We start from the raw sequence: 26,178 nt of genomic DNA, 5'->3' as shown, positions 1-26,178 counted from the left end.
TTTGGTATATTTATCTAGCAGATATGGTTTGCTGCAATTGTCGCCTGTTGAGAATACAATCGTCCAATTGTCGTTTATGCAATTCGATATCTGAAATGTTTCTGTTCTGTTCCTGCCTATCGTAAAATAACCTGTCGTACAGCTGTGCCGTTTGAACAAATATTTTATAGCGCTGGTCTGATGCTTTACGATCAAACGCAGCCCTGATAGAGCCTAATGAATTCTGTATATCGTTTTTCAAGAAAACAGCCTGTACATTTGGGTTGTACCGGGTAATCTGTTTATAAGTGGTATCAATAGTTGGCGAAGTTTCTTTTACCATGCTTTCGAATGTTTCGTTCTCGCTGATTTTTACCTCAAGCTCTTCTTTGGAGATTTCGTAGCGCGATTTATCGCTATAAAAAATACCAAAACTTAAAAGTCCTACGGTAAAAACAAACAGCGCTATAAAAAACAAGAATTGTTCGCGTCTTTCTTTTATACTTAATTTTATCATAATCGTTTAATTATCGGCCGAACCGTCCGTTTCTGATTTTGGTTGCCGTAGCCTGGTTTGCGCGGTGGCAATCGTTTATCTGTTCCTTATACCTTTGGATATCGCCTCTTGATTTAATAAGCGAATCCTGCAGATCTGCCATTGCACCCACATTGTTGTTTATTTTGGCGTAGAGATCAAAACTCGGACTGGTTTGCGTTTTTTTGGAAATAAGGTCTTTAATCCTATTGTTAGCGCTATGGATATCGCCCAAAAGGATACTCTGTTTGCTCATTTCGTTGGCATTGTAATCGCGGTATTGGGCAAGTTCTTTAAAACGGACAAGGATAAGGTCGAAATTGGTATTGATATCTTTTCTTAGATAAGATAGTTTTTCGGTTTCCTTTACCTTTTTATCGAGCAGGGTATACTCATAATCGGATGCGGCAAAAAAGAGATAAATACAGAGAATAGAGAAAAGCGTTAGAAATACAAAGTTTAAGATAAACCTCGTGTAAGCGGTTCTGATTTCGATGGCATTAATGGGTTTCATAGAGCATTAATAGTTTCACATAGCAATAGTATAATAATTAATCCGACAATCAACCACACTAAAATCACTCAAACTTTTTCAAATTAACACTGTACTATAACAATTTTTAATATTTGTTGTTTGGTTATTAAAAAGATATTATTTCTTTTACTTTTAACAAACTTTAAGCCAAACCGTGTATGTCTGAAAATTTTTACAACAAACCCTTCAGATTTAGATCGCTTTTCTCAGGCGGTGGTCTTCAGCCAACTGACCTCGGAAAATCGATTTCGAACCATATAGAACTGATTATTTTTACCCGCTTTGGCGAGCATCGGTTCCACAACGATTTTGGCTGTGAAATATGGGATCTCGACTTTGAGTTAATCGTGAGCGAGAGCATTTGGGAGGAGAAATTCCGCAAATCGTTGCTAAAATCCATCACCGACTATGAATTTAGAATATATAATACCGCGGTAGAAGTACGCATTACTGAGGTAGAAAATGTATACCCACTACGTAAGATAACCGAGATTAAAAAAAAGGTAGATATTAGTGTCAGAGCACTAATAAAAACCACAGGAGAAAAATATTTTTTCAGCACCGCTTTATTTCTTAGCCCATTATCAACTTAATCTAAAACGCCCCAAATATTCTACACATGAAACCAGTTTTTTATTCATCAAAAGATGAGATCCGGAACAGAATTTTAAAAAATGCCGAAGATTTCTGGAATATTAAAGACAGTAACGACTTCGATCCACTTGTTAGACTGATTATTGAGGCATTAAGCAATGAGCTTTTTAATGTATCCAATGATGTTAAAAATTTAGAGAACAGGATTTTTGATAAGATCAGCCGTATTTTAGCTCCCGATCATTTAACTTCATCGTTACCGGCCCATGCCGTTATGCACGCCAGGCCGATTGAACAACAGGACTTCCTTTCGGTCTATTCGCAGTTTGCATTTAAAAAGAATATCCTGCAGGAAAATGATAAGGCCAAGAAAACCGATATTTTTTTTAGCCCGCTGCATACCGTAAAATTAAATAATGCATCAATAAAATACATTGTTACCGGAAATACCATTTTTAATGTAGAACAATTGGGCAAACAGCCTATACACAATACCCTTTCGGGCACTTCTGTAGAGAAAAACACCATATACATAGGTTTTAACGGCATTAAAGACTGGATGGATTTTAATAAACTGAATTTATTTTTCGACTGGAAAAATTATTCGGTGCCCGAAAACACTTACGATCTGCTCTCGCTGGGGAAATGGTTCTACAAAAACAACGAGCTCGCCGCCTATACAGAACGTTTTATGGATGAGCCTTTAACGGGTAAGGAACAGGCACCGTTTCAGCACAAACAATTGCTTCATCTGATTAAAGCAGACGTTTTACAGTTTTACAGCAACAGGTTTATTACCCTGGGCGATCTTAATGATTTTAATATCGACGAAAGCAGGGAACTACCTCCTGAGTTTGCCAACCTATTCCAGCCGGCTGTTCTAAACCAGATCGATAATTCGGTAAAATGGCTTAAAGTAATTTTTCCGGCAGCTATAAACCAGGAAATGCTGAACGAGCTTCATATTTATATCAATGCATTTCCGGTGGTAAATAAACGGTTAAGCCAGATTAAACACCGGCTTAAAACGATGAACAATATTATCCCGATTAAAACGGAATCATTGGATCAGATGCTTGCGGTAGAAAACCTGAAGGATAATAAAGGGAAAAGTTACAACGAGATTCCCTACACCAATGAGAACGAAAAAGGAGACGGATCTTTCTCGATCCGGTACGGAGGCACGGAGCGTTTTGATACGAGAAATGCCAAAGAGTTGGTAGACTACCTTTTTGAACTGTTACGCGATGAGAAAGCAGCTTTTACTGCTTACGGGCCCGATTTTTTAAGTACGATCCTTAAAAACCTGGAACAGAATATCGCGCTTATTGAACAAAAAAGCCGCTCGGCGCTTAAAGACATCAAAGAACTGCCCAGCTATATTGTATTGAAACCGATTGACGATGCTGATATTTTATTCCTCGATATCTGGGTTACACAAGCAGAAGAGGCCAACCACATCAACGCCGGAAGCCGTTTAGTGGTATACGACAACAATAAGGTAAATGCAGAGAGTATCTTTTTATTGAGCCAAACGAAAGGTGGTCGGTCGAGATTGAATGCAACCAACCGGGTGCAGGCTTATAAATATGGTTTAACCACGGCTGACCGGATTATTACGAAGGCTGATGTGATCAATTTTTGCCGTTACGAACTGGGCAGCAAATTAAAGGGCATTAGCCTGGCCAAAGGTTTGATAATGGATAATAAGCCAAATGCAGGCTTTATTAAAACCACTGATATTTTGATCGAACCTGCAGATCAGCTTAACCTTAGCTTGCAGGATTGGGAAGAACTGTTGAGTTTAACTTTGGCGAAATTAAACCTAAGAAGTACGATGAATGTGCATTATCGTATGCTGTTAAAGCCGATGTTGTATAAAGCGGTTTAAGGTTTTGTGATAGGACTTAAATAAACACCATCATCTCGACTGGTACGCAGTGGAATGGAGAGATCTATTTAGATAGATTTAGCTTCGCTGAGCACTTCGTGGTTCTCGGCGGCATTGCACTACGTTCGAAATGATGGTATCGCGAGGATAGCTAGCTATCGTTGTAAGATTGCTTTGTCTGCTGAAAAAGCCTTCTCGCAATGACGATCTCTTGGATTAATTAAAGATATACCGTATACCCTAAATAAGCAATTTCACCATCCTCGCTCAATACCGTTTCCTGATAATCGGGTGCGGTAAGGAGCTCCACATTAACCTCTGCATCAACAGGAATTAAATAGCTGAGGGCCATATCTAAAATGGCCCTGTTTTTTTGTCCGGGAATAAACTTAACCAGTTCCTGCGGCGAGGTTGGGCCAATATTAACATTATAAGCTTCGTGTTCGGGGGTAAAGCTATCACCAATGATGGTATCAATGCCCAGTGCGCTTCCACCCAGCTGCATCTGCATTTCTTCGGCAATTTTTACCGGTACAATATTGGCAGTAGCATCCACAATGGTAAGTGGCAGGTTAAACAGTGCAGTAAGTACTTTTGATACAAAACCAATATCGTTTCTCCTTTGCTGGATTTCGGGCAGCAGGTGCATCCAGATGATGCTTTGTTCTTTGTTGAGCAAATTAAATTCATCCCACCCAAATTCAAAAATCTGACTTAAATCGGAATAGGTTGTTTTTTTATCGAGCATATTTTCATATAGCTCGGTCATGATCCTTACATAATTAATTTCCGCATCAAAGGGTGTAAAAAATAACCTGGCTTCCTTTTCTTCCTCTCTCCTATCCCTGATATCTTTAATCATAGATTCCTCGTCCATACCTGCACTACCGGTTGGCGGACGGTGGAAAAGCCCCTCAGGTAACATATCATACAATCCTTCGCGGTTGGTACTGATTCGGATGCGTTCGTGCCTTCTTTTTTCAGAATAATAAGCCGTGGTATCCTCAATATCTTTTGCAAAAGCACGTTTATCAGGCCCCAATGGGATAATTTCAATCCTGTCGGCATCAATTACCTTACGTTCGATCAGATCGGCAGCATGGGCAACGGCCTTGTAATCTGTAAATAGTTCGTTATTAATCAAAGTTTCTTTTTTCATTAAACTTTAAGGCTTCATTTTTGTTATAGGTTAAATTTTTATTACTGAAAAATAACGATTATAATCAAATATTAAAGATACTATATTTGCAGTACATCACATCTATAAAAATTTAATGGACGTTCAATCATTTTTTATTCGCTTTCTCTTGTTCCCGCTGATCTTCATAGTATCAACAGCGGTGCTTTCTATCATCAACAAAAAGAACCAGTTCCTCAATAACAAAAGACTTATCGTAAGTGTTCTGCTCATCGGCATTATTTTAGCCCTTCCGGGATTTTTAGGGTTCCTAAACTTTAATTTTATGCCCTGGGGCTATATTATCTGCTGTATTTTTTATCTCTTGATGGGCACGGTTTTCGTTTATCTGTTAACCAAATACTATCCTAAAGATGTGCTGGAGCGTAAGGTTTTTATCTTTTTCGCCACTTTAATTTCGGCCATTTTAGCTGTTTATTTATTTCAGCTCGCCTTTAACTGGTTAAGCTCGGTAAATTTTGGGTGGTTTGGCGCAGGCAGTATCACCTGCTTTTTTGTTCCACTTATTTTTTGGTGGGCGTATGTTTCACTGCTTGGTATCCCTTCAGAAATCTACAAGATCTGGAAATATCCCGATACTCCTTTGGACATCAACATGGACCATGTAGATTTTAACCGTTTGTTGGTACTAGAGCTTGAACTTTACAAAAAAAGCAGCGATCCCGAACCTTTAAAGGTAAAGGTAAAAGCCGTAGAGAATATGAACTTCGGGATCTGGTTCCACAAGTTTATTGATGATTACAATTTAAAATTTGCCAAAAGCCCTGTAGAATTCAGGAGCGACGATATGGAGAATTATAAATGGATTTTCTTTATCAAAACTTCTTTTTTTAAACGCAATATTTTCATCGATCCGGATCTCGATATTATCGAAAACGGCATTACTGAAAAAATGACGATTTACGCTAAACGGGTATCTGAAAACGTGAACAAACCCAATGAAGTTGGAGAAAGTGCTATCTTTATCTAATCTATAATTAAAAACATCTACCATGATAAAGCCGCTAAAATATAAATCCATTAACTGGATTAATGGCATGAAGCTTTCCAGTGATCATTTTATATTAAGTGATCTCTATTTGCAGGACTTTGTACGCGATGCCGCCTCTCTACATCTAAATAATAGTAATTACGGATTTTTACCGCCTTTTGCAGGTTATAAAAGTTCGCACGATATCGAAATTATTGAAAAAGCAACCAACCATATCGAGGTAAGGGTAAGATACTGTAATGCCATTACACCCGAAGGCTGCCACATTGATATTGTACAATCGGATAATATGGATACACTGGTACACAACCACTATTTTGGCCAGTCGGAACCGCGTAACTATGTTATTTTATTAGTGGTGAGTCCGTTTAACCGTGTACCAACAGGCACACCAAACCCTGAAGAAAACCCGATCCGTTACCCTGAACTTGCCAAAAGTTATTCTATTGCGGTTTTACCGGAGAGCGAGGTAGGTTCACAAACAGCAGATAGTTATTTCTTAACCATTGGGCAGGTTTACTACGAAAATGGCAGGTTATCAATCAACAACAGTTATATACCGCCCAGCTCAACCATAACAAGTCATCCAGCCCTGATTAGATATTATGAATCTTTTAGTGTTTTACTAAATGATTTACAGCTGGCGGCTTTTAAAATTATCGACAAAACAGGAGGAAGGGAGAACATTACGCCGCTAGGTAAGAACATTCGCTTAATCTCAGAGAAAATTGTAGATTACATTGCAGGGTTATTTTACGAATATAGAAACATTGCACATCGCGAATCGCCAGCAGTTTTAGTCGGTTATTTCTCCAGTTTGGCGCACATTTTTTTTACGGCGATTAAACTGATTGATCCCCGCGAAAGAGAAGAACTGTTAAAGTATTTTTACGAGTGGAAAGATGTAACCCCGGGGAACTTTGAAGAGCTTTTGGCCAAAACCATAGAACTGATTTACGATCATAAACAAATTAACAACAGTATGCTAATGGCCAACGAATTTATGAGTGTATTGGTAGCGCTTTGGAATAAGTTGAGTGGATTAGAATATATTGGCCAGCACAAAGAAAATATTGTGGTTGCCGAACAGCAGGTTGTACAGCAGGTACAGGCCAGAAAAACCTGGACATTGCTGGATTAAAATTATTTCTCGGAGTAAATTAATAATGAAGCTGTACCCAGGTACAGCTTTTTTTATTCTTGTCAGTTAAAAATTAACAGGTCAATCCGACCTCCGCTTTAGGAATAAATTTTAATCGAAAGCAACCTGCTCTGGTCCTGAAATTTTATTGATGTGACAAGCGCACTTGCCCCCACTTACTTTAATTACAACAGATTTAGTTTGCCCGGTTTCTACAGAGGTACCGGTAATTTTCAGATCATCTCCCTGTTCTGACAGATCAAGTTTATTATTATCATCAACGATAATAAATACGCCTTTTATGGTACTTGTATAAATACTCGAATTAGCCGTTATCCGCTCTCCTGTTCGTTGGTTGATTACATTGAAATCTTTTACTTCAGCGCCAGCACCTTTATTGTCTACAAATTTAAACATTACCGAGGCAAATTCTTCAGTACACATTTTCTCTCCACAATCGGAAGTTTTATTTTTTTCGCACGAAAACAGGGCAATACCCATCAATAATAGCAGTGTTATTTTTTTCATCGTCTATTTGGTTTTTAATGAAAAACGACGAAGCGCATTAAAACGCTACAAAAGGGAAATTATAGGCCCATATACCAACTAATTCGCATTTTAACTAAACATTACTTCACCCTTCCCCAAACACTTGTCCGGCCAAATAAAGACACACCAATATAGCCCCTGATATTCAGTTTACCATCCTTTAGTTTCAATGTACAGCTGTATGTTTTACCACTATAAGGGTCATAAATCTCGCCACCATCCCACACTCCATCATGATAAGTAAAATCGTAAAGCATGATCAGATCTTTAAGGTTACGTACCCTTAATTTTTCATCTTTGTTTTTTACGTCTTTCCGGGGAGTAATTCCATTCGGTTCGTACATCGTTTTACCCCAGATCAGCTTGCCGAAATACTTCCCTTTTGCTTTATAAATATCAATTTTACCAGTTTTATCTTCACTCAGCCATACGCCTAAAATTTTATCAGCTTCTGGAGTTTGTGCGAGAGTTTTTGTTGTCGCGAAAAGGCACAGCAATAATATTATCCTTAGCTTTTTCATTATTAAATGTTTTATCAATCAATTAAATTATTTAACTTTTATGATCACTTTTCCTTTGGCACGACCACTTTCTACATAAGCTATTGCTTCATTGACCGATTGGAACGGAAAAATTTTATCTATTACAGGTTTAATAACCCCGGCATTTACAAGCGTCGTAATTTTATTCAACTGAGATCCGCTAGCCCTCATAAACAGAAAGGAAAAATCCACATTTAGCTTTTTTGCTTTCTTCCTTACCTTCGAGCTCAACAGGCGCATAATCAGTTTCACGAACCAGGAGGCGCCGATTTGTTTCGCAAAATCCGGATCGGGAGGGCCAGAAATCGAGATGAGCTTTCCACCTGGTTTTAATACCTGTAGTGACTTTTCAAGTGTCAATCCGTCCTGGCTATTTAAAACCAGATCATAATCATTCAGAACTTTCTCAAAGTCATCCTTTCTATAGTCTATAACAACATCTGCACCGAGGCTTTTTACCAACTCGATGTTGGCGGTACCTGTCGTGGTAGCCACAGTAGCCCCCAGATATTTAGCCAACTGAATGGCAAATGTGCCCACGCCACCTGAGCCTGCCTGGATGAAAACACGTTCTCCTTTTTGTAGGTTCCCTTTTTCGATGAGTGCCTGCCAGGCAGTGAGACCCACGAGTGGAATGGATGCCGCCTCTTCCATGGTAAGTTCTGTAGGCTTTATCGCTAGATCAGCCTCATTAACGGCAATGAATTCTGCAAAAGTTCCAATATGATGATCTGCGGGCCGGGCATAAACATGGTCTCCAACCTGAAACTTTTGCACCTGCGCACCAACCTTGGTTATTATACCGGCCAGATCATGGCCTAAAATAAAGGGTGTTTTATAAGGCAAAAAAAGTTTGAACTCCCCTTTCCGTATTTTGGAATCAAGAAGGTTTATGCCGGCAGCGTATACTTCTACCAATACTTCATCAGCTTTCAGTACAGGAATGGGTACATTTTCAATCTTACCACCATCCTTGCTTTTATATTTGTCTACAATGAACGCTTTCATTTTTTTTATTTTATATGTTTGATGAGAATCGTTTCTAAGATTGTAATGGCCCGTAACTTTTCTTGGGATTAACCAAACCAAAAGCAATTCCTGGAAAAAGCCGGTTGACGATATACAATGCTTTTGTATCCCCTACACGGATGGTAAACTGATCCTTCTTGAGACCTGCGATAAGCGCTTTTACCAGACCCTCTGTAGTCATTTTTTTGCCGTTCCTATCAGCCGTCATTTCTGTAGCCACAACAGGAGGCAAAAGCTCAAATACCTTCAGGTTACTGTTTAAAATTTGTAGGTGCTTTCTCAATGTTTCTGTATAAAACCGCAATGCTACTTTAGAAGCTGAGTAAGTTGCTTCCAGTAATGATGGAACATAACTAAGTAATGAAGTTGTGTTGATAATAGCGCCTCCCGCCCTTGATTTTAGCATATCCATGAAAAGGTTATTAAGCCGGATCACCCCCAGGTAATTGACGTTCATTTCATATTCCGCATCCTCAAAATGCTGCCCATTTGATATACCAAGATTGATTGGATCAGTTAAAACACCTGCATTATTGTATAATATATCAATACCGCCCAATTGCTGCACCTGGTTAAAAAGCTTTTGTGCATCATCGGCTTCTGAGACATCACTTTCAATGGCTATGATTGCCGGATATAGTTTCTTGGCATCATCTAATTTCCCTTGGTTTCTACCAGTAATGATTACGTTGGCGCCATTAGCCAAAAATTGTTTTGCTGCTTCCAGCCCGATACCTGATGCCCCACCGGTTATCAGTACCGTTTTTCCTTTTATTTGCATGGTTATAATTTCTAATGATGATTTTATTTTGAAGCATTTACAGATTTCAGAATGGATTTTTCGAAAACCTTATAAACGAAATGCTGAAGCAGCAGAACGATTGATGATCCTTTTCCGACAGGGTAACTAAATTTTGGATTCTTTTCCTTTATTGTTTGCAATAAAGTAGCGATAACCGGTGCAGGATCGGGTGCATTATCAAATGTATTTTTAGTATAGGCGGTTACCTTTTGCCTGAAGGTATCATACGCTGGGATCGTTCCTGTAGCAACAGTTCCACTTTCACCGATATTGGTTTTAAAACTCATCGGCTCAACCATTGCTACCTTAATGTTAAACTGGTTCAATTCAAAACGCAATGATTTAAAATAACCTTCGAGTGCATGTTTGGAAGCCGTATAATATGACACATTTGGAAGACCAACTAGCCCCAGCAAAGAACCGAGGGTGATTATTTTTCCATGGTTTTGCTTTCTTAAGTAGGGTAGCAACCCGTTGGTTAATTTGATCGTTCCCCAAAAATTGGTTTCAAACTGCTGCCTGCCTAATTCGATGGGAGTTTCCTCCGCAAGTCCATTTACAAGGTAACCAGCATTGTTAACCAACACATCCAAAGTTTGGATCTGGCCGAAGAGCAACTGACCAAAGGATGTTATAGAGCGATCATCATTCAGATCTAATGGCAGTAACTTATATGGTAATTTTGCCTGGTATTTTTCGGGGTTGCGGCTAGTTCCGATAACCTGGTAGCCATTTTGGTGGAGCCTGCTGGCAACAAGCAGCCCAATGCCTGATGAGGCACCTGTGACTAAAACCGTTTTTTGTTTTGATTCCATATTTTCTTATTATAGACTTTTTAGTATATTTTTATGCGCAGCTCTGCATTTTAATTTAAATGCGAAATGATATTATGTTTTTTTAATAGTTAAAAATAAAAAGAGACTTTTTAGTATATTCTTAATGAAAAAAAATTAGATTGCGTAACTTTCTAATTCTGCTTTCAGGTTTTTGAGCAAACCCGCCATCGGTTTTGCCGTGTTCATAGACCTGCACATAATCACCGCACCTTCAACAGCAGCTACGGCTTTAAATGCATATACAGCAGGGTCAAGTTCGTTAGAAAACTCTCTGTCCTTAATGCCCTGTTTTAAAACACCAATAAATATTTCCTGCCCGCGCCTTATTACATCGGCTATTTTCTCTTTAATTGCCGGAAAATGGTCATCAGATTCAACCGCAACATTAAATATTGGGCATCCGCCTTTTAAGTAGGTATTCAAAGGGTCCTTGTAAAAATCGAGAAAGGCAAACACTTTAGCCTTAGCTGTTTTACCCTTACCGATAGTTGATAACATTTTTTCACCGTTGGTTTTCAGCATAAAATCAACAACCTGTAAGGCAAGGTCTTCCTTACCTTCAAAATGTCCATAAAGGCATCCTTTAGTCAATTTTGTAGCAGCAAGCACATCGTCTATATTAGCACCTGATATTCCTTTCTGATTAAAGATGGGGGCTGCTGTTTCCAGGATGAATTGCTTGGTTCTTTCGGCTTTAGTAAGCATATTAATAGATTTTACACCACAAAAATATACTAAAAAGTTTAATTAAAAATACTTTTTAGTATATTTTGCTCTTTGTGAGATGAAAATGACAATCACCGCGATCCAAAAACAAAAAACAATGTCATCTACCCTCCAGCTTAACGGCTTCCATAAATAATAAGCGTGGAAGATCTATTCTCAGAGACTGCCGCTTATATTCCTGAAAAACTGCTGGAGCAGAGAACTCTCCCCGGTAATAATTTCAGCGTCGGCCTGCATCCCGTTCTTCAGAACGATCTTGAGATCGGGACTTTTATTTTTAAAATGTTCGAAGCTTACTTAAAGTAATGCGGCTCTGTAATTCGACAGAAAAAAACGCCAGTAGAGTGTTCCAATTCCAGGCCGTGTGAACATTTGTATAACAAATTTGCTGATTATTAGCCATATCCCTGATCTGAATACGGTTATTTTGCTTCCCTAACCAATATATATATCCTATATGAAAAAACAAAATTCACTGACAGGTGTAACCAGGAAGGTTACTCTTGTTGTAGCTGCAACCTTAGTGTTTGCAAGCACTACATGTTTAACAGGCTGTAAAAAAGACGAAAAGATGGCGCCCGGGGAAGTTACTGCTCCGCCCCCTCCTACCAAAGCTGGCGCCACGGTAGAATCCTACCAATCGGGTATACATAACGGCTTTTTTTGGTCGCTTTGGAAGAGTGACGGCGCAACTGGTACAGTCAATTACGCCAATGGTACCGGGGGGAATTACAGCGTTAACTGGAACGGGTTTAACGGTAATTTTACTTGCGGTAAAGGGTATTCAGTAGGGTCAGCAAACTATAAAATAGGCTATAATCTGGGCAGTTATTCAAACTCCGGGGGTGGTACTTTTGGCTGGTACGGATGGAGTAGAAGCCCTTATTATGAGTATTATGTCAATGAAACCTGGGGAGCGGTTTCACCTCATAGCGGCACCTACCTGGGAACATTTGAAACCGATGGTGCAGGTTATAATGTATGGACCCGATGGATGACAGGTAAAAATATCGACGGTGGCGACGGTTTCAGGCAAATTTATAGCTCCAGGGTTACAAAGGTTTCTACCGGACAAAATCGCGTCATTACTTTTGCCAACCACTATAACAAATGGCAAAGTTTCGGATATACGCTCGGTCAGTTAAATATTCCTGCAATTATGGTTGCGGAAACATGGGGTTCTAATACGAATGGCAATATTAACTGTACCATTTGGGCACAGTAAACAGTTGCTTAAACCAATCACACCCACATTACTGCCTGGCAATAAGCCGGGCAGTATGTACTGCAGGTACTTTCTGATCAATACCTGGATTAAAAATGCTTTTAATATTATTTAATAATTAGTTATCATGAGATCCATACTTTATTTCCTTGCATTTTTCATTTTTATCCTTCCCGCCTGCCATTCGCCAAATCCTAAAAATACAGATGGAAATAAAAAATCACTGATCGGAAAATGGCACCGGTTTTCCAGAGCGAATGGATATAGCGAATTTGATATTGATTCGCAATATGTAGTTTTCTATAATCAGAAAGTTGGCCGGTTTAAGCTTCCGTATAAAATAGAAAATGATTCTTTAAAATACCTTACCAAAGATTATGTAGCTAAGATTACAGACTACGGAGACTCACTTCTTTTGGAAGGCAACGATAGTACTCAAGCCGTGTTGCACAGGTTTAAAGAACCACATGTTCCTTTTGCGGCAATTCCTGAACAAAAAGATTCTGTATCATTTGCATCATACATCGCTGATTTCGATAAAAGATTAATCAGCGAGTTTGAGAAAGCCGGGATAAAGATTTCTGACGGTATGGAAAAACGTGAGGGACCTGCATACGAAGAACTGTTGAAAAAAAAAATCAGCAAATAGGTAAAAGATGATTTAAACAACTACTTAGACTATAATCGGTGAGCATTCACACGTTAATATTTTGCTTGATCCGAAAATGAATATTCTAGTATTTCCAGAAAACGAAAAAGCCTGTAAATTAAATATTTACAGGCTTTTAGTTAAATTTAAAACTATTTTCGCGGAATGGACGGGACTCGAACCCGCGACCTCCTGCGTGACAGGCAGGCATTCTAACCAGCTGAACTACCACTCCTTTTGCTCTCCTTTAAAGTTCGAACCTCTTTCCCTTTCGGGAATGCAAATATAGACACTATATTCAGTTTATCACTATAGTAATCGACTTTTTAATCAATAATTACGTAACACACTGAACCTCATTCTAAATATTTTAACCAAAACGATTATCAAACAGAAAAGCCTCAACTTTTGCAAGTTAAGGCTTTTGTTGCGGAATGGACGGGACTCGAACCCGCGACCTCCTGCGTGACAGGCAGGCATTCTAACCAGCTGAACTACCACTCCTTTTGTTCTTCTTTAAAGTTCGAACCTCTTCTCTCTTTCGAGGTTGCAAATATAGAGACTATATCTTAATTCGCAAACTTTTTTTTCAAAAAACATACAACTCCTTATCCTACAGCACCTTCCTGCATCTTTTCTGCATTTTCAGCAAACTGAAGTGCATCAATAATCTCCTGAATATCGCCATCCATGATGCTTGGCAGGTTATACATCGTTAATCCAATACGGTGTTCGGTAACGCGGCCTTGAGGATAATTGTAGGTTCTGATCTTAGCCGAACGATCGCCGGTAGACACCATTGTTTTACGTTTAGCGGCAATATCACCATTCTTTTTCTGCAATTCGATATCGTAAAGTTTACTACGTAACATCTCCATAGCAATAACACGGTTACCCAATTGCGAACGTTCTTGCTGACAAACCACCACAATACCCGATGGTTTGTGCGTTAATTGCACTTTAGTTTCTACTTTATTTACATTCTGTCCGCCAGCACCACCTGAGCGCGAGGTTTGCAGCTCAATATCGGCAGGATTAATGTACAAATCAATTTCTTCAGCTTCTGGCAAAACCGCTACAGATGCAGCTGAAGTATGCACGCGGCCCTGTGTTTCGGTATCTGGTACACGTTGAACGCGGTGTACGCCACTTTCGTATTTTAACTGACCATAAACATCATCGCCACTCACTTTTAAGATCACCTCTTTATAACCACCGGCTGTACCTTCTGTTACATCAACGGTTTCTACTTTCCAGCCTTTGGTTTCGAAGTAACGGGTATACATGCGGTACAAATCGCCGGCAAATAAAGCAGCTTCATCACCACCAGTACCACCACGGATCTCGAATACCGCGTTCTTAGCATCTTCAGGATCTTTAGGAATCAACATCAAACGGATATTGCTTTCCATTTCTTCCTGTTGCTTTAAAAGCATATCCAGTTCTTCTTTTGCCATCTCACGCATTTCAGCATCTTTCTCTGTTGCTAAAATTTCTTTGTTGGCATCAATATTACTCATTACATTTTTGTAGATTTTATATTCATCCACAATTTTGCCTAAGTCTTTATATTCTTTGTTTAAAGCCGCAAAACGTTTCATATCCTGAATTACATCCGGATTGCTCAACGATTCTTCCACATCTTCCCAACGCAGCTTTATAGCTTCTAATTTATCTAACATATTTATTCTTGTTGAAATTTCCTGACGGTTGGGATATGCCCAAAATTCAGGAAATGCAAAAATAAGGAAAAAAGCTGAATTAGTTTGTTTAGGATTAGCGGTTAATTGGTTAAGCATTTGGCTATAAATTGAAATCGCTGTAGTTTAAAAAATTACACCTGGCTGCAAGCATTGCTTTCCAAACATGAAAGTTCTTCATCTACTATGCAAGTATGAAAAGGAATTTACGGCATCATCAAAAGGTTTTTGGAAATGAGCAGTTCAGTGTCAATGGCACGCCAGTAGCCCCGCTATCACTTCAAGTCCTCACTCGTTCCTCGCTCCGGGCTTTTCGTCTATCAGGTTTATAAACTGAGGGCGGTGCACCTAGGCACCATGCAAACCCAAATAGCAGCAGAAACCTGCGTACCTAACTGGGATTGAAATGACAGCCCCCGGTTTCACAAAAAATCGGGACTATAATGAAAAGCCCGATGAACACTAAACCGACTACAGGTTTGCTTTCCAAAAACAAAAATATTACAGCTTTGGATTATAGTATTCCAGCTTCAAATCCACTCCATCAAAAACCCCATAAGAATTATAGTTGAGCCATTCACCAATATTAACATACCTACTTCCATTCTCTAATGCAATATCCAGCGGCAGGTGCCTATGTCCGAAAATAAAATAATCGAAATGTGCCTTCTGCAACTGCTCTTTGGCATAAATGGCTAACCACTCTTTATCCTCTCCTAAAAAAACTTCTTTCTCGGTTTGTGCTGCCCTACTACCCTGGCTCCATGCGTTGGCAATACCGACACCTAGATTCGGATGCAAACGGGCAAATAACCATTGACAAAGTTTACTCCTGAAAATTTTCCTTAAGAATTTATATTTTCTATCACCAGGCCCTAAACCGTCGCCGTGGTGCAGATAAAATTTCTTGCCAGCCCTTTCAATAATCAGTTCATCGCTGATGATTTCCATGCCAATTTCCTGAGTGAAATAATCGCGTACCCACATATCATGGTTACCTTTAAAAAAATAGATTTTTATCCCGGCATCGGCCATGGCTGCCAATTTACCCTGTAAACGGATAAATCCCTTCGGAATCACCTTAGCATACTCGAACCAGAAATCGAAAATATCGCCCATTAAAAACAGTTCGCCACAATTTGGTTCTATAAAATTTAACCAACTTACAATACGTGCTTCACGGGCACGGCTTTCGGCATAATTTGGCGTGCCTAAATGAAAATCGGAAGCGAAGTAAATATTTTTTGCCATGGATTTTCAAAGGTAACTCAAAAAGCTTAAAGACTATAGCAGAAAGACCAAAGGCTAAAGCAAAAAAAACTAAAATCACCTTAACAAATCGGTGTAATCTCTAAATCTGTGTAATCATCCCGTAAGGAAAAAAGCTTAAAGACTAAAGCTTAAAACGCCTTACTCTGTGAAATCCTAAAATCTGTGCAATCACACCGAAAGGAAAAATCTGTAAAATCTCTAAATCTGTGTAATCAACCCAAAGGAAAAAAAAACATATATTAGTAAACAAATCTTATTAAAGATGAAAAAGCAAATTCTATTAAGCTTATTTGCACTAAGCCTTTTCGCCTGTAACCAGGGCAAAAAACCTGCAGAAAAAATAACATTGATGAAATACCCTGAAACGAAAAAAGACAGCACAAAAGATAATTATTTCGGAACCACCATTGCAGATCCTTACAGATGGCTGGAAAATGATACCTCGGCAGAAACAAAAGCCTGGGTTGTAGCAGAAAATAAAGTTACCCAAAACTATCTGGAGCAGATTCCCTACCGCTCTGATATTAAAAAGCGCTTAACAGAATTATGGAATTACCCTAAAGAAAGCGCACCATTTAAAGTTGGCGAATATTATTTCTTCACTAAAAATGATGGCCTTCAAAACCAAAGTATCTGGTTTATTAAAAAAGGATTAGATGGCAAAGAAGAAGTTTTTCTCGATCCAAATAAACTCACAAAAGACGGAACAGCAGCCGTTTCACTTTTGGGCTTCTCTCACGACAAAAAATACCTGGCCTATTCGGTTGCGCAAGCAGGGTCAGACTGGAGTAATATTTATGTAATAGAAATAGCCAGCAAAACCAAATTAGCTGATGAGCTGAAATGGACCAAATTCTCTGGCGCAGCCTGGAAAGGCGATGGTTTTTACTACAGTAAATTTGATGAACCTATAAAAGGAACTGATCTTTCTGCAGCCAATAAGTACCAAAAAGTATATTTCCACAAATTGGGGGAGGAACAGCAAAAAGATCAATTAATTTTTGAAGATAAAACCAATCCGAACCTATATTTTGGCGCCAGTATTACCGAGGATGAGCGTTTTCTGGTGGTTTATGCCAGCGCCGGTACCTCAGGCAATGCATTATTCTATCAAGATTTAAAAGAACAGGGAAGCAAAATCGAACCTTTGATTAAGGGTTATGAAAATAACCATAGCGTTATTGATAATGTAGGCGGCAAATTATTAGTAAACACCGATTTAGGAGCAGAAAACAAACAGGTCCTTTTGGTTGATCCAAAAAATGCAGATCCTAAAAATTGGCAGAAAGTTATCCCTGAATCGAAACTGGCGCTAGAGGGTATCGGAACTGGAGGAGGGTTTTTATGGGCATCGTATCTAAAAGATGCAAGCACCAATATTATTCAGTTTGATTTGACAGGGAAGAAAATCGGGGAAGTAAAATTACCCGCAATTGGCACTGTTGATAGCTTTGGCGGATATAAAGAAGATAAAGAATTCTTTTACACTTTTTCTAATTTTACTACTCCAGGTACCATTTATCGCTACGACGTAGACAAGGCAGAGTCTGTATTGTACAAAAAATCGGGTTTAAAATTTAATACCGATAACTACGAAACCAAACAGGTGTTTTACCCATCAAAAGATGGCACAAAAGTACCTATGTTTATTGTACATAAAAAAGAGATCAAGCTTGATGGCAACAACCCTGTTTATCTTTATGCCTACGGTGGTTTTCAGGTTAGTTTAACACCCGGGTTCAGTCTTTCGCGTTTGTTGTTTTTAGAGCGTGGTGGCATTTACGTTCAGCCGAGCTTACGTGGTGGAAGCGAGTATGGCGAAGCCTGGCACAAAGCCGGTATGTTAGCAAAAAAACAGAATGTTTTCGACGATTTTATTGCCACAGCCGAATACCTGGTTAAAGAGAAGTATACCAATCCATCTAAAATTGCCATATCTGGTGGCTCAAACGGTGGCCTGTTGGTAGGGGCCTGTATGACCCAAAGACCCGATCTGTTTAAAGTGGCTTTACCAGCTGTTGGTGTTTTAGACATGCTGCGCTACCATAAATTTACTGTGGGCTGGGGCTGGGCAGTTGAGTACGGAAGTAGCGACAAAAAAGAAGATTTCGATTACCTGATTAAATATTCGCCTCTGCATAACCTAAAAAACGGTGTTAATTATCCTGCGACTTTGATTACTACTGCCGATCATGACGACCGTGTGGTACCTGCTCATTCTTTCAAATTTGCAGCAACCCTACAGGAAAAATATAAGGGTGAAAACCCTGTATTAATTAGGATTGAAACCAAAGCAGGCCATGGAGCAGGTAAACCAACCACAAAAGTGATTGAAGAAGCAGCTGATGTATGGAGCTTTGTGTTTCAGAATTTAGGGATGAATTGGTAGCGCATTTTTTGTCATTCTGAACGCAGTGAAGAACCCGGAGGCTCTGCGAAGCAAATCTTTATCTATGGAGAACGGTTTCATCGCTTAAAGATCCTTCGTTCCTCAGGATGACTGATTGGAAAAGAATGATCGTCATTCATAACTTCATTGTATATGACGATCATTCAAATTATAATACAAAAAACCATACTCCACTAAATCCATAGACCAATTATAATTTGCTTTAAACTGCTAAAAACCCTTAACTTTTGTTTTACACCAATGCAAAGCATATAAAATATTGAATACAACAGGATTACAAAATTATCTAGAATATTTCTAAATAGCAGGATTGATAAGACTTTATTTTGTAACTTTGCGTCAAATTTTTTTTAATGATCACTACTGATATAGCCGTAATAGGCGCTGGTCCGGTTGGCTTATTCGCCATTTTTGAAGCCGGTTTATTAAAAATGCGTTGCCATTTAATTGACTACCTGCCTCAGGTTGGCGGTCAGCTGTCTGAAATTTACCCTAAAAAACCGATATACGATATCCCTGGTTATCCTTCTGTGTTGGCCCAGGAACTTATCGATAACTTGATGGAGCAGGCAAAACCTTTCCATCCAACGTTTACTTTAGGCGAGCGTATTGAAGGTTTAGAAAAGCGTGGCGAAGCAGATTTCGTTTTAACGACCAATATGGGTACTGTTATCGAAGCCAAAGTTGTGGTAATTGCAGGTGGTTTGGGTTGCTTTGAGCCACGTAAACCTGCTGTAGAAAATTTAGAGAACTTTGAGAATGGTAAAGGTGTAAACTATATGATCCTTGACCCGGAGAAGTACCGCGATCAGAAAATGGTGATTGCCGGTGGTGGTGACTCTGCCTTAGACTGGACCATTTACTTAGCAGAAGTTTGTTCTGAATTAACTTTGGTGCACAGAAGCGAGAGTTTCCGTGGTGCTCCAGATTCGGTTGCTAAAGTAATGGCATTGGCAGAAAGCGGTAAAATCAATTTGATTTTAAACAGCAATCTTCAGGCAGTACAGGGAACCGACAAACTAGAACAAGTTGAAATTGTGCAGAACCGTACCATGGAAAAAACTGTGGTAGAGGCCGATCACTTAATTCCTTTGTTTGGTTTAAGCCCTAAATTAGGCCCGATCGAAGACTGGAACTTAAATATCAACAAAAGTGCAATAGAGGTTAATGTTGATGATTATTCGACAAACATCCCTGGAATTTATGCTATTGGCGATATCAACACTTACACCAATAAACTAAAACTGATTCTTTGTGGTTTCCACGAGGCTGCATTAATGAGCCATAGTGCTTATTCTTACATGAACCCAGGAGTTAAATATACCATGAAATATACAACTGTAAACGGAGTTTCAGAATTTTAAGCTTTCTATTATATTTGTGAATCAATATAAGTAAGCTAAAAAATGGAAAACAATATTAATATATACATGCAAGAGCCGGATGGCTCGGTTACTGAACACGTTGCACCAACCGACATGGGTTTAAGCCTGATGGAGTTTTTAAAAGCATCAGAGTACGATATTCTAGCTACTTGTGGCGGAATGGCCTTATGTGCTACCTGCTGTGTTGATGTGTTAGAAGGCGAAGAAAAACTGAACGAAATGACAGACGATGAGTATGCCATGTTGGATACTTTGCCTGATCTGTTACCAAATTCGCGTTTAGCCTGCCAACTGCAGTTAAACAATAACATGGACGGATTAAAAGTAAAATTACACGGCGTAAGCTAATGCTGTAAAATAGATAAAATGGAAAAGGCGATATGTAAAGTATCGCCTTTTTTGCTTTATATAGCCTCTGATTGAGAACTGTAAGTTGTTAATATAATATTACAATTGATATGGGCGTTACCCAATCCCGTGAAATACGGGATTGGGTCGGGCTTTGCAGGGCTGCGCTTCGCTCCGGTACCGATGAAAAATCGGTACTGAACCCTTACAATCCCTAACGCGGATCTATCGCTATTTTGAAGCATTCACCTCTGTTAAACCTGATAAAGCGAAAAGCCCGGAGCGCAGCGAGGACTTGCAGAGATAGCAGGGCTACGATCCTCCACGACAACAGAACCCAACATTTCCAAAAAAAACAATTTAACTAGTTTTTAATCAGCTTTTTAAGATTGCTTCGTACCTCGCAATGACGATTCTTTGCTACTATTGAATATTAACCTTCTGCTTTTCAACATTCCAACCGTACACTTCTACAGCCAGATTACTTTGTTTCCCTGTATATTCTACAGTTACCGTTTTACTTTCGCCAGGCAAAATACTTACGTAGTTATCATCATAAAAAGCAGGAAGCACGCGTTCACCTGTATTGCCATTTATTAAAGCAACTCGGTTAAAAAATGCTACTGGATTGCCATTTGCATTGCTTAAAGTAACTGCTACCTTGCCGTTTTTCTGATCAACTGCTGCAACTTTTAACGGCCCTTGTTTCATGCTTTTTAAACCTGAATATTCGCCATCTTTACCTGGAAGCCAATAAATATTCTCGCTCAGTATATTTTGCTTCTGGTCTAAAATCCTTAAGGAAACAAATACACCTTCTTTTTTATCCAGTTTGGCTAAGAACTCGTTCATAGGAAAAAGTCTTCTCACCGAAGATGGACCAACCGAATTGAAGGCCTGAGAGTAGAAATAATCCTTTCCATCCATATCATAAGCTTTCGCCTGTATCATCAGGTTGTTTTTCGTGCTAAACCCATTGTTCACGATGGTAACCATACTATCCAAAGGATTCATCATCACATGCAAAGGCTCACTTCCTTTCCTTAAGCCATATAAACAGGCATTAGGATCAAGGTAATAATCGTACATCTGGCCACGCATGGCTGTCCAGGGGTTTTGGGTTTTCCAGATGATAGAACCAGTATACCAGTCCCACATTTTGTTCGAGAAACCCTCCATTAATGCCCTGTATTGATCGTAATTGGCTAATTGAGCCTTCATCGCAAAATCTTCTGCACTTTTTGGCTTACCATAAGGATTAAGGTATTGCTCGTAAGAGATATACTTATGGTAATCCCACACCGAATCGGCCTTAGCTTTGTATTGTGGCGCAACCAGGTTTTCTTTTGGAATAAAACGGAGCAAGGAAACGTAGTCGCCCACCCCTACCGATCCTACTTCCGAGTTGTAGGGAAATGTTCTGGTACCCCAAAAAGTTTTAATATCCTGTATGCCATATGGGCCATCACCGTTCCCTCCAATGGAATTGAAAGACATTTCGTCGCTATTGGAGAAATCAAAAAGTTTTCTCGTTCCATCTAAGCGCGGCAGAATATCGTTCTTTAAAGGTTCCAAAATATCTTCTGGTGGTGTAATCTCATTCCCTCCGCACCAAAAAGCAAGTGAAGCATGGTTTCTGATCATCTTGATCTGATCTTCAATGGCTGTTAAGGTTAAATGATGATCATCAGGATAATTTCTGCGTGTCCATTGATCTTCTTTTTTCATTGGATCTACCCAACGGCCATTGCAATCGCCACTAAACCAGAAATCCTGAAAAACCAGCAAACCATATTTATCACAAGCGTTGTAAAACTCAGGTCTTTCTAAAATTGCTCCTCCCCAAATCCTGATCAGGTTGAGGTTCATATCTTTATGATAACGCACTTCAGCATCGTAACGGGCATCGCTAAAACGGAGCATCGCATCAGAAATAATCCAGTTACCACCTTTAATAAAAATCTTTTGCCCGTTTACAAAAGCGCCCATGCTTCTGGTGTGCTCGTTCCAGATATTATCTATCTGGCGAACACCCACTTTAAGCTGTTCCTGATCCAAAACCTGATTGGCCGCTATAAATTCGATCTTCACATCATAGAGGTTCTGCGGTCCATATCCGCTTGGCCACCATAATTTAGGATTTGCGAGCTGTAAATCAGCAAGTTTGACTAAAGTTGTTTTATTCGCCGCGACAGTTGTTGGCTGTTTAACCAATTTTCCGGCAATTTGATATTGTAAAGTACCCGAAACCGCCTGACCTGTTGGATTTTCAACTTCAACCGAAACTTTAACGGTAGCAGGATTTTGTTTCCCTTCTGGTAAGCGCTTGCCTGGAACCAAGGTAATTACCTGTGGGTTCAGGATATTGATGCTTTTTGTTTTCTCGATGGTCACCTTATCCCAAATACCTGTGTTACGATCACGCGTAGGTTGAATCCAATCCCAACCGGCTGTATATTGTGTGGTTAAACCTTTGGCAATAGTGCCATCACCACCCTGGCCACCGTTCGGGTTACCTGGAAAATCCGGAGGATAAACAATTACAGCGAGTCTGTTTTTTCCAGTCGGAGATAAAAGTTTAGTGATGTTGTATTGCGCCCTAAGGTGCATACCCACCTGGGTTTTTGGATTAACTTTTTTTCCGTTTAAATAAATTTCGGCTTTGTAATTTATTCCCCTAAACTGCAACCAAACCTGTTCATTACCCACAGCGCGCTCTTCAAAATCCTTTACAAACCAATACGTGTAATAATCGTTTCCTGTTTTATATACATCAGGAATTTTCTCATTGTTCATTCCATAAAATGGATCGGGTACTTTTTTGTTGTTCAACAAAGTGGTTAATACTGTTCCTGGTACAGTTGCAGGTATCCAACTGTTAAGCGAAAAACCTGTTTTCGAAATTTCTGAACCAGTAGATTGAGCATCTTTGATATTGGTACAAACCCAACCCGAATTTAGTTCATAGCGCTGTTGTGCATTTACGGTCAAAGCCGAACAGAGTAAGAGAAGTAGAAATAGTTTCCTCATTTATTTGGGATCTTATAATTGATATTATTCTTTTAGTTAATTTTTAATGCAAAAGTCGGGAAAACTTGCCCCGACTTTTACATTTTTGTTTAGCATTTATTTTCCAGAAACCGGTCTGTCCTCTTGTTTTACTCCCCAGGTTGCTGATGGTTTATTGTCCATATAAATTTGCATATTTCCGCCAGCTGTTATGGTTTTATGCAGGATATATGATTTAGTATAAGCTTTGCCATTCAGTACAATTTTCTGAATGTACTTATTCTCCGCATTATTACCCACAACCTTTATATTGAATTTCTTATTCCCAGGTAGCGAAATGATCGCACCATTAACTAATGGCGTTCCGAAAACGTAAGCCCCGTTGGCCGGATTTACAGGATAGAAACCCATTGCCGAAAAAATATACCAGGCGCTCATTTGGCCTACATCTTCGTTACCACACAAACCATCCGGTTTTGAAGAATAAAAATCTTTGTCGATTTTACGGATCAGGTCGGCAGTTTTCCATGGCTGGCCTGCGTAAGTATATAAATAAGGAATGTGGTGGTTGGGTTCATTTCCTTGGGCATAATTACCGATCAATCCACTAATATCCGGCGAACCGTTGGTTCCCAAATCTAAGGGTAAGGTAAATAGCGAGTCGAGTTTATTGATAAAAGCTCTATCCCCTCCAAAAAGATTAATCAACCCTTCTACATCTTGCGGCACCAGCCAGGTATATTGCCAGGCATTCCCTTCTACATAGTCATCTTCACGGTGTTTGGATGAAAATGGATCGAATGGGCTTCTCCAGTTTCCGTTGGCAAGTTTACCCCGCATAAACTGAACACTCGGATCGAAATATAAACTATACAGTTTCGATCTTTTACTAAAGTAAGTGTAATCTGCTGTTTTATTCAGTGCCTTAGCCATTTGTGCAATGCAATAATCGTCAATAGCATACTCCAAAGCCTTACCTACTGATTCGTTTATTTTATCAGCAGGAATGTATTTAAGCTCCTGAATGTATTCGATTCCATCTGTTTTTTGCATGGCCGATTGTTTTATTGCTTCGTATGCCAGATTTACATCAAAGCCACGGTACCCCTTTAAGTAAGCATCAACAATAACCGGAACGGCATGGTAGCCCACCATGGTATTGGTTTCACTGCCCATTAAATGCCAAACGGGTAGTTTACCCTGTTGTTTATAGATAGCCAACATGGTATTTACCACATCGTTTACCTTATCCTGGTGCAGGATAGTGAAAAGCGGGTTTGCTGCACGGTACGTATCCCAAAGTGAAAAGGTAGTTAAATTATTAAAACTGGCCTTTTTGTATACCTTTTTATCTGTACCGAGGTAATCTTTGTTTACATCGTTAAAAAGTGATGGGGCAACCATAGTATGATACAAAGCGGTATAAAATATCTTTTTGGTCGTGTTTGAAGCCTCAATTTTCACCTTGGCCAGTTCTTTCTCCCATTTCGCATCACTGTTTTTAACTGTGGTGGTAAAATCCCAGTCTGGCAACTCTGTTTTTAGATTTAAAATGGCATTTTCAATGCTTACCGGAGATAAAGCAACTTTAATCTGTAGTTTGTCTTGATTTATGGCATTAAAGTTTACCGCAGCTTTTAGTTTTTTGCCTGATAATGCTACACCACTTTTAACCACTGTGCTATCATATAAGGCAATACTTTTAATCGGTTGTGAAAGTTTAATTACAAAATACAAACGCTGATCGTTGGCCCAACCTTTCGAATTACGATACCCAACAATAGTGGTAGCATCGAGCTGCTTAAATGATGCCGATACAGGTGCATCCCAGCCTATGCCTTCTATCAAATCGATAATGATATGTGGGTTTTCAGCACCTTTTTTAAAAGTATATTGGTGAAAACCTACCCTTTCGGTTGCTGTTAGTTCGGCTTTAATCTGGTACCTATCAAGTAATACACTGTAATAACCAGCTTTGGCTATTTCATTTTGATGCGAGAATTTAGACAGGTAGCCGTTCTGATCTTCGGCTGTTTTACCTTTCTCGAGCAGTAATTTACCCGTTGCAGGCATGATCGAAATATCGCCCAAATCGCCGATTCCGGTACCACTTAAATGCGTATGTGCAAAACCTGTAATGGTATTACTAACATAATTATACCCACTGCACCAGTCCCAGCCTTCAAAAATGTTATTCGGTCCGAGCTGAACTGCACCAAAAGGAACATTTGCACCTACAAAAACATGACCGTGTTTTGCTGATCCGATTAATGGATCTATATACTGGGTAAGTTTGGTGTTCTGCTGCGCAGCTGCATTAAGGGAGAATAGAGAGGCCGTTAGAAATAGAATAGACGAGGTTTTCTTGAACTGCATGTGTGCTTATAATTTCTTACATTAGAATTTAAAGCCTAAAAGTAAAACGTTTTACGTTACTTTCTTCTAAAATCAACAAAGAAATGTGTTGAAATTAAGTAAAAGCATTGAATTTAGTCAATTATAGGGAGATAATAGGCTTTTGAAGCTAGAGAGTGTCATCCGATAGCTCCTAATGTCCGCATGTTATAAAAAAAAAATGCTGCAAAACCTTGATAAATAATGTTTTGCAGCAAGGTAATATTCACTTAAATTAGTGTTGACCAATATTACTGCTGTGAAAATAATAAATTCAAATCCAATATCCTCTTTCGGAGGCATAAATTTTGTTTTTGACTACTTAAACAAATTAGAAATCGATAAACTTTGCCATGCACATCTGCCCTGCGTTGCTGCCCAAAGCAAGTATTCCTGGAAGGATGTTTTCTACTCCCTTAAATCTGTTTTTCTCTGTGG

23 protein-coding genes and 2 tRNA genes are annotated in these 26,178 nt (G+C 39.2%); 10 read left to right on the top strand and 15 right to left on the bottom strand.

Going from position 1 to position 26,178, the window contains the following annotated elements:
• Window positions 1-10: 10 nt before the first annotated feature.
• Window positions 11-496 (bottom strand): type VI secretion system transmembrane protein TssO, encoded by a 486-nt coding sequence (locus EYS08_RS23910; protein ID WP_131032454.1) that lies wholly within the window; start codon window positions 494-496, stop codon window positions 11-13.
• 10 nt (window positions 497-506) lie between these two features.
• Entirely contained in the window at window positions 507-1,028 is a 522-nt protein-coding gene (tssO, locus tag EYS08_RS23905) for a type VI secretion system TssO (protein WP_131032453.1), read from the bottom strand.
• Window positions 1,029-1,207: 179 nt separating this feature from the next.
• Here tssO and EYS08_RS23900 point away from each other — a divergent pair, with 179 nt between their 5' ends.
• Together EYS08_RS23900 and EYS08_RS23895 are read left to right on the top strand one after the other, a co-directional pair.
• On the top strand, window positions 1,208-1,642 hold the full coding sequence (locus EYS08_RS23900) for a GPW/gp25 family protein (RefSeq protein ID WP_131032452.1): 435 nt from the start codon (window positions 1,208-1,210) through the stop codon (window positions 1,640-1,642).
• A gap of 26 nt (window positions 1,643-1,668) precedes the next feature.
• Window positions 1,669-3,534 (top strand): type VI secretion system baseplate subunit TssF, encoded by a 1,866-nt coding sequence (locus EYS08_RS23895; protein WP_131032451.1) that lies wholly within the window; start codon window positions 1,669-1,671, stop codon window positions 3,532-3,534.
• 220 nt (window positions 3,535-3,754) lie between these two features.
• On the opposite strand, the gene EYS08_RS23890 is transcribed toward EYS08_RS23895, so the two are convergent.
• Window positions 3,755-4,693: a type VI secretion system baseplate subunit TssG gene (locus EYS08_RS23890; RefSeq protein WP_131032450.1), complete on the bottom strand. Its 939-nt coding sequence runs from the start codon at window positions 4,691-4,693 to the stop codon at window positions 3,755-3,757.
• Between the two features lie 115 nt (window positions 4,694-4,808).
• On the opposite strand from EYS08_RS23890, the gene EYS08_RS23885 reads away from it, so the two are divergent.
• A complete protein-coding gene (locus EYS08_RS23885; protein ID WP_131032449.1) occupies window positions 4,809-5,702 on the top strand; it encodes a TssN family type VI secretion system protein in 894 nt (297 codons plus the stop codon).
• A 22-nt stretch (window positions 5,703-5,724) separates the two neighbouring features.
• A complete protein-coding gene (locus tag EYS08_RS23880) occupies window positions 5,725-6,864 on the top strand; it encodes a hypothetical protein (protein WP_131032448.1) in 1,140 nt (379 codons plus the stop codon).
• Between the two features lie 111 nt (window positions 6,865-6,975).
• Here EYS08_RS23880 and EYS08_RS23875 read toward each other — a convergent pair whose 3' ends face one another.
• From EYS08_RS23875 to EYS08_RS23850, 6 genes are all read right to left on the bottom strand, one after another.
• Window positions 6,976-7,392: a hypothetical protein gene (locus tag EYS08_RS23875; RefSeq protein ID WP_131032447.1), complete on the bottom strand. Its 417-nt coding sequence runs from the start codon at window positions 7,390-7,392 to the stop codon at window positions 6,976-6,978.
• Window positions 7,393-7,493: 101 nt separating this feature from the next.
• Entirely contained in the window at window positions 7,494-7,934 is a 441-nt protein-coding gene (locus EYS08_RS23870) for a DUF2147 domain-containing protein (protein ID WP_131032446.1), read from the bottom strand.
• Between the two features lie 27 nt (window positions 7,935-7,961).
• Window positions 7,962-8,963: an NADP-dependent oxidoreductase gene (locus tag EYS08_RS23865; protein WP_131032445.1), complete on the bottom strand. Its 1,002-nt coding sequence runs from the start codon at window positions 8,961-8,963 to the stop codon at window positions 7,962-7,964.
• Between the two features lie 34 nt (window positions 8,964-8,997).
• A complete protein-coding gene (locus EYS08_RS23860; RefSeq protein ID WP_131032444.1) occupies window positions 8,998-9,765 on the bottom strand; it encodes an SDR family oxidoreductase in 768 nt (255 codons plus the stop codon).
• A gap of 23 nt (window positions 9,766-9,788) precedes the next feature.
• Entirely contained in the window at window positions 9,789-10,601 is an 813-nt protein-coding gene (locus tag EYS08_RS23855) for an SDR family NAD(P)-dependent oxidoreductase (RefSeq protein WP_131032443.1), read from the bottom strand.
• A gap of 135 nt (window positions 10,602-10,736) precedes the next feature.
• A complete protein-coding gene (locus EYS08_RS23850) occupies window positions 10,737-11,327 on the bottom strand; it encodes a TetR/AcrR family transcriptional regulator (protein ID WP_131032442.1) in 591 nt (196 codons plus the stop codon).
• Between the two features lie 162 nt (window positions 11,328-11,489).
• Between EYS08_RS23850 and EYS08_RS25935 the strand changes: the two genes are divergently transcribed.
• The 3 genes from EYS08_RS25935 (at window position 11,490) to EYS08_RS23840 (ending at window position 13,222) form a co-directional block, all read left to right on the top strand.
• Window positions 11,490-11,654, top strand: a complete 165-nt coding sequence (locus tag EYS08_RS25935; RefSeq protein WP_165456549.1) for a hypothetical protein — start codon at window positions 11,490-11,492, stop codon at window positions 11,652-11,654.
• Between the two features lie 151 nt (window positions 11,655-11,805).
• A complete protein-coding gene (locus EYS08_RS23845) occupies window positions 11,806-12,573 on the top strand; it encodes a glycoside hydrolase family 11 protein (protein WP_131032441.1) in 768 nt (255 codons plus the stop codon).
• A 127-nt stretch (window positions 12,574-12,700) separates the two neighbouring features.
• Window positions 12,701-13,222, top strand: a complete 522-nt coding sequence (locus EYS08_RS23840) for a hypothetical protein (protein ID WP_131032440.1) — start codon at window positions 12,701-12,703, stop codon at window positions 13,220-13,222.
• Window positions 13,223-13,383: 161 nt separating this feature from the next.
• On the opposite strand, the gene EYS08_RS23835 is transcribed toward EYS08_RS23840, so the two are convergent.
• From EYS08_RS23835 to EYS08_RS23820, 4 genes are all read right to left on the bottom strand, one after another.
• Window positions 13,384-13,457: transfer RNA gene (locus tag EYS08_RS23835), tRNA-Asp, on the bottom strand.
• 195 nt (window positions 13,458-13,652) lie between these two features.
• Window positions 13,653-13,726 (bottom strand) — tRNA-Asp (locus EYS08_RS23830).
• 104 nt (window positions 13,727-13,830) lie between these two features.
• Window positions 13,831-14,904 carry a peptide chain release factor 1 gene (gene prfA, locus EYS08_RS23825; RefSeq protein WP_131032460.1) on the bottom strand — a complete coding sequence of 358 codons (1,074 nt, stop codon included), beginning with the start codon at window positions 14,902-14,904 and terminating at the stop codon, window positions 13,831-13,833.
• Window positions 14,905-15,423: 519 nt separating this feature from the next.
• The gene (locus EYS08_RS23820; protein WP_131032439.1) at window positions 15,424-16,173 is read right to left on the bottom strand and encodes a UDP-2,3-diacylglucosamine diphosphatase; all 750 of its coding nucleotides are present in this window, start codon (window positions 16,171-16,173) and stop codon (window positions 15,424-15,426) included.
• 283 nt (window positions 16,174-16,456) lie between these two features.
• Here EYS08_RS23820 and EYS08_RS23815 point away from each other — a divergent pair, with 283 nt between their 5' ends.
• The 3 genes from EYS08_RS23815 to EYS08_RS23805 all read left to right on the top strand — a co-directional run bounded on the left by EYS08_RS23815 (window position 16,457) and on the right by EYS08_RS23805 (window position 20,337).
• Window positions 16,457-18,583, top strand: coding sequence for a prolyl oligopeptidase family serine peptidase (locus EYS08_RS23815; RefSeq protein WP_131032438.1), 2,127 nt, complete (start codon window positions 16,457-16,459; stop codon window positions 18,581-18,583).
• Window positions 18,584-18,957: 374 nt separating this feature from the next.
• Window positions 18,958-19,968 carry an NAD(P)/FAD-dependent oxidoreductase gene (locus tag EYS08_RS23810; RefSeq protein WP_029274634.1) on the top strand — a complete coding sequence of 337 codons (1,011 nt, stop codon included), beginning with the start codon at window positions 18,958-18,960 and terminating at the stop codon, window positions 19,966-19,968.
• 42 nt (window positions 19,969-20,010) lie between these two features.
• Window positions 20,011-20,337: a 2Fe-2S iron-sulfur cluster-binding protein gene (locus tag EYS08_RS23805; RefSeq protein ID WP_025141835.1), complete on the top strand. Its 327-nt coding sequence runs from the start codon at window positions 20,011-20,013 to the stop codon at window positions 20,335-20,337.
• 423 nt (window positions 20,338-20,760) lie between these two features.
• On the opposite strand, the gene EYS08_RS23800 is transcribed toward EYS08_RS23805, so the two are convergent.
• A complete protein-coding gene (locus tag EYS08_RS23800; RefSeq protein ID WP_131032437.1) occupies window positions 20,761-23,367 on the bottom strand; it encodes a glycoside hydrolase family 2 protein in 2,607 nt (868 codons plus the stop codon).
• 96 nt (window positions 23,368-23,463) lie between these two features.
• On the bottom strand, window positions 23,464-25,722 hold the full coding sequence (locus EYS08_RS23795; protein WP_131032436.1) for a GH92 family glycosyl hydrolase: 2,259 nt from the start codon (window positions 25,720-25,722) through the stop codon (window positions 23,464-23,466).
• Window positions 25,723-26,178: the final 456 nt, after the last annotated feature.

It is taken from the genome of Pedobacter kyonggii, from assembly GCF_004310665.1.
Lineage (GTDB): Bacteria > Bacteroidota > Bacteroidia > Sphingobacteriales > Sphingobacteriaceae > Pedobacter > Pedobacter kyonggii.
Note: the sequence above shows the minus strand (reverse complement) of the source record. Positions and strands in the feature narration are given on the sequence as shown.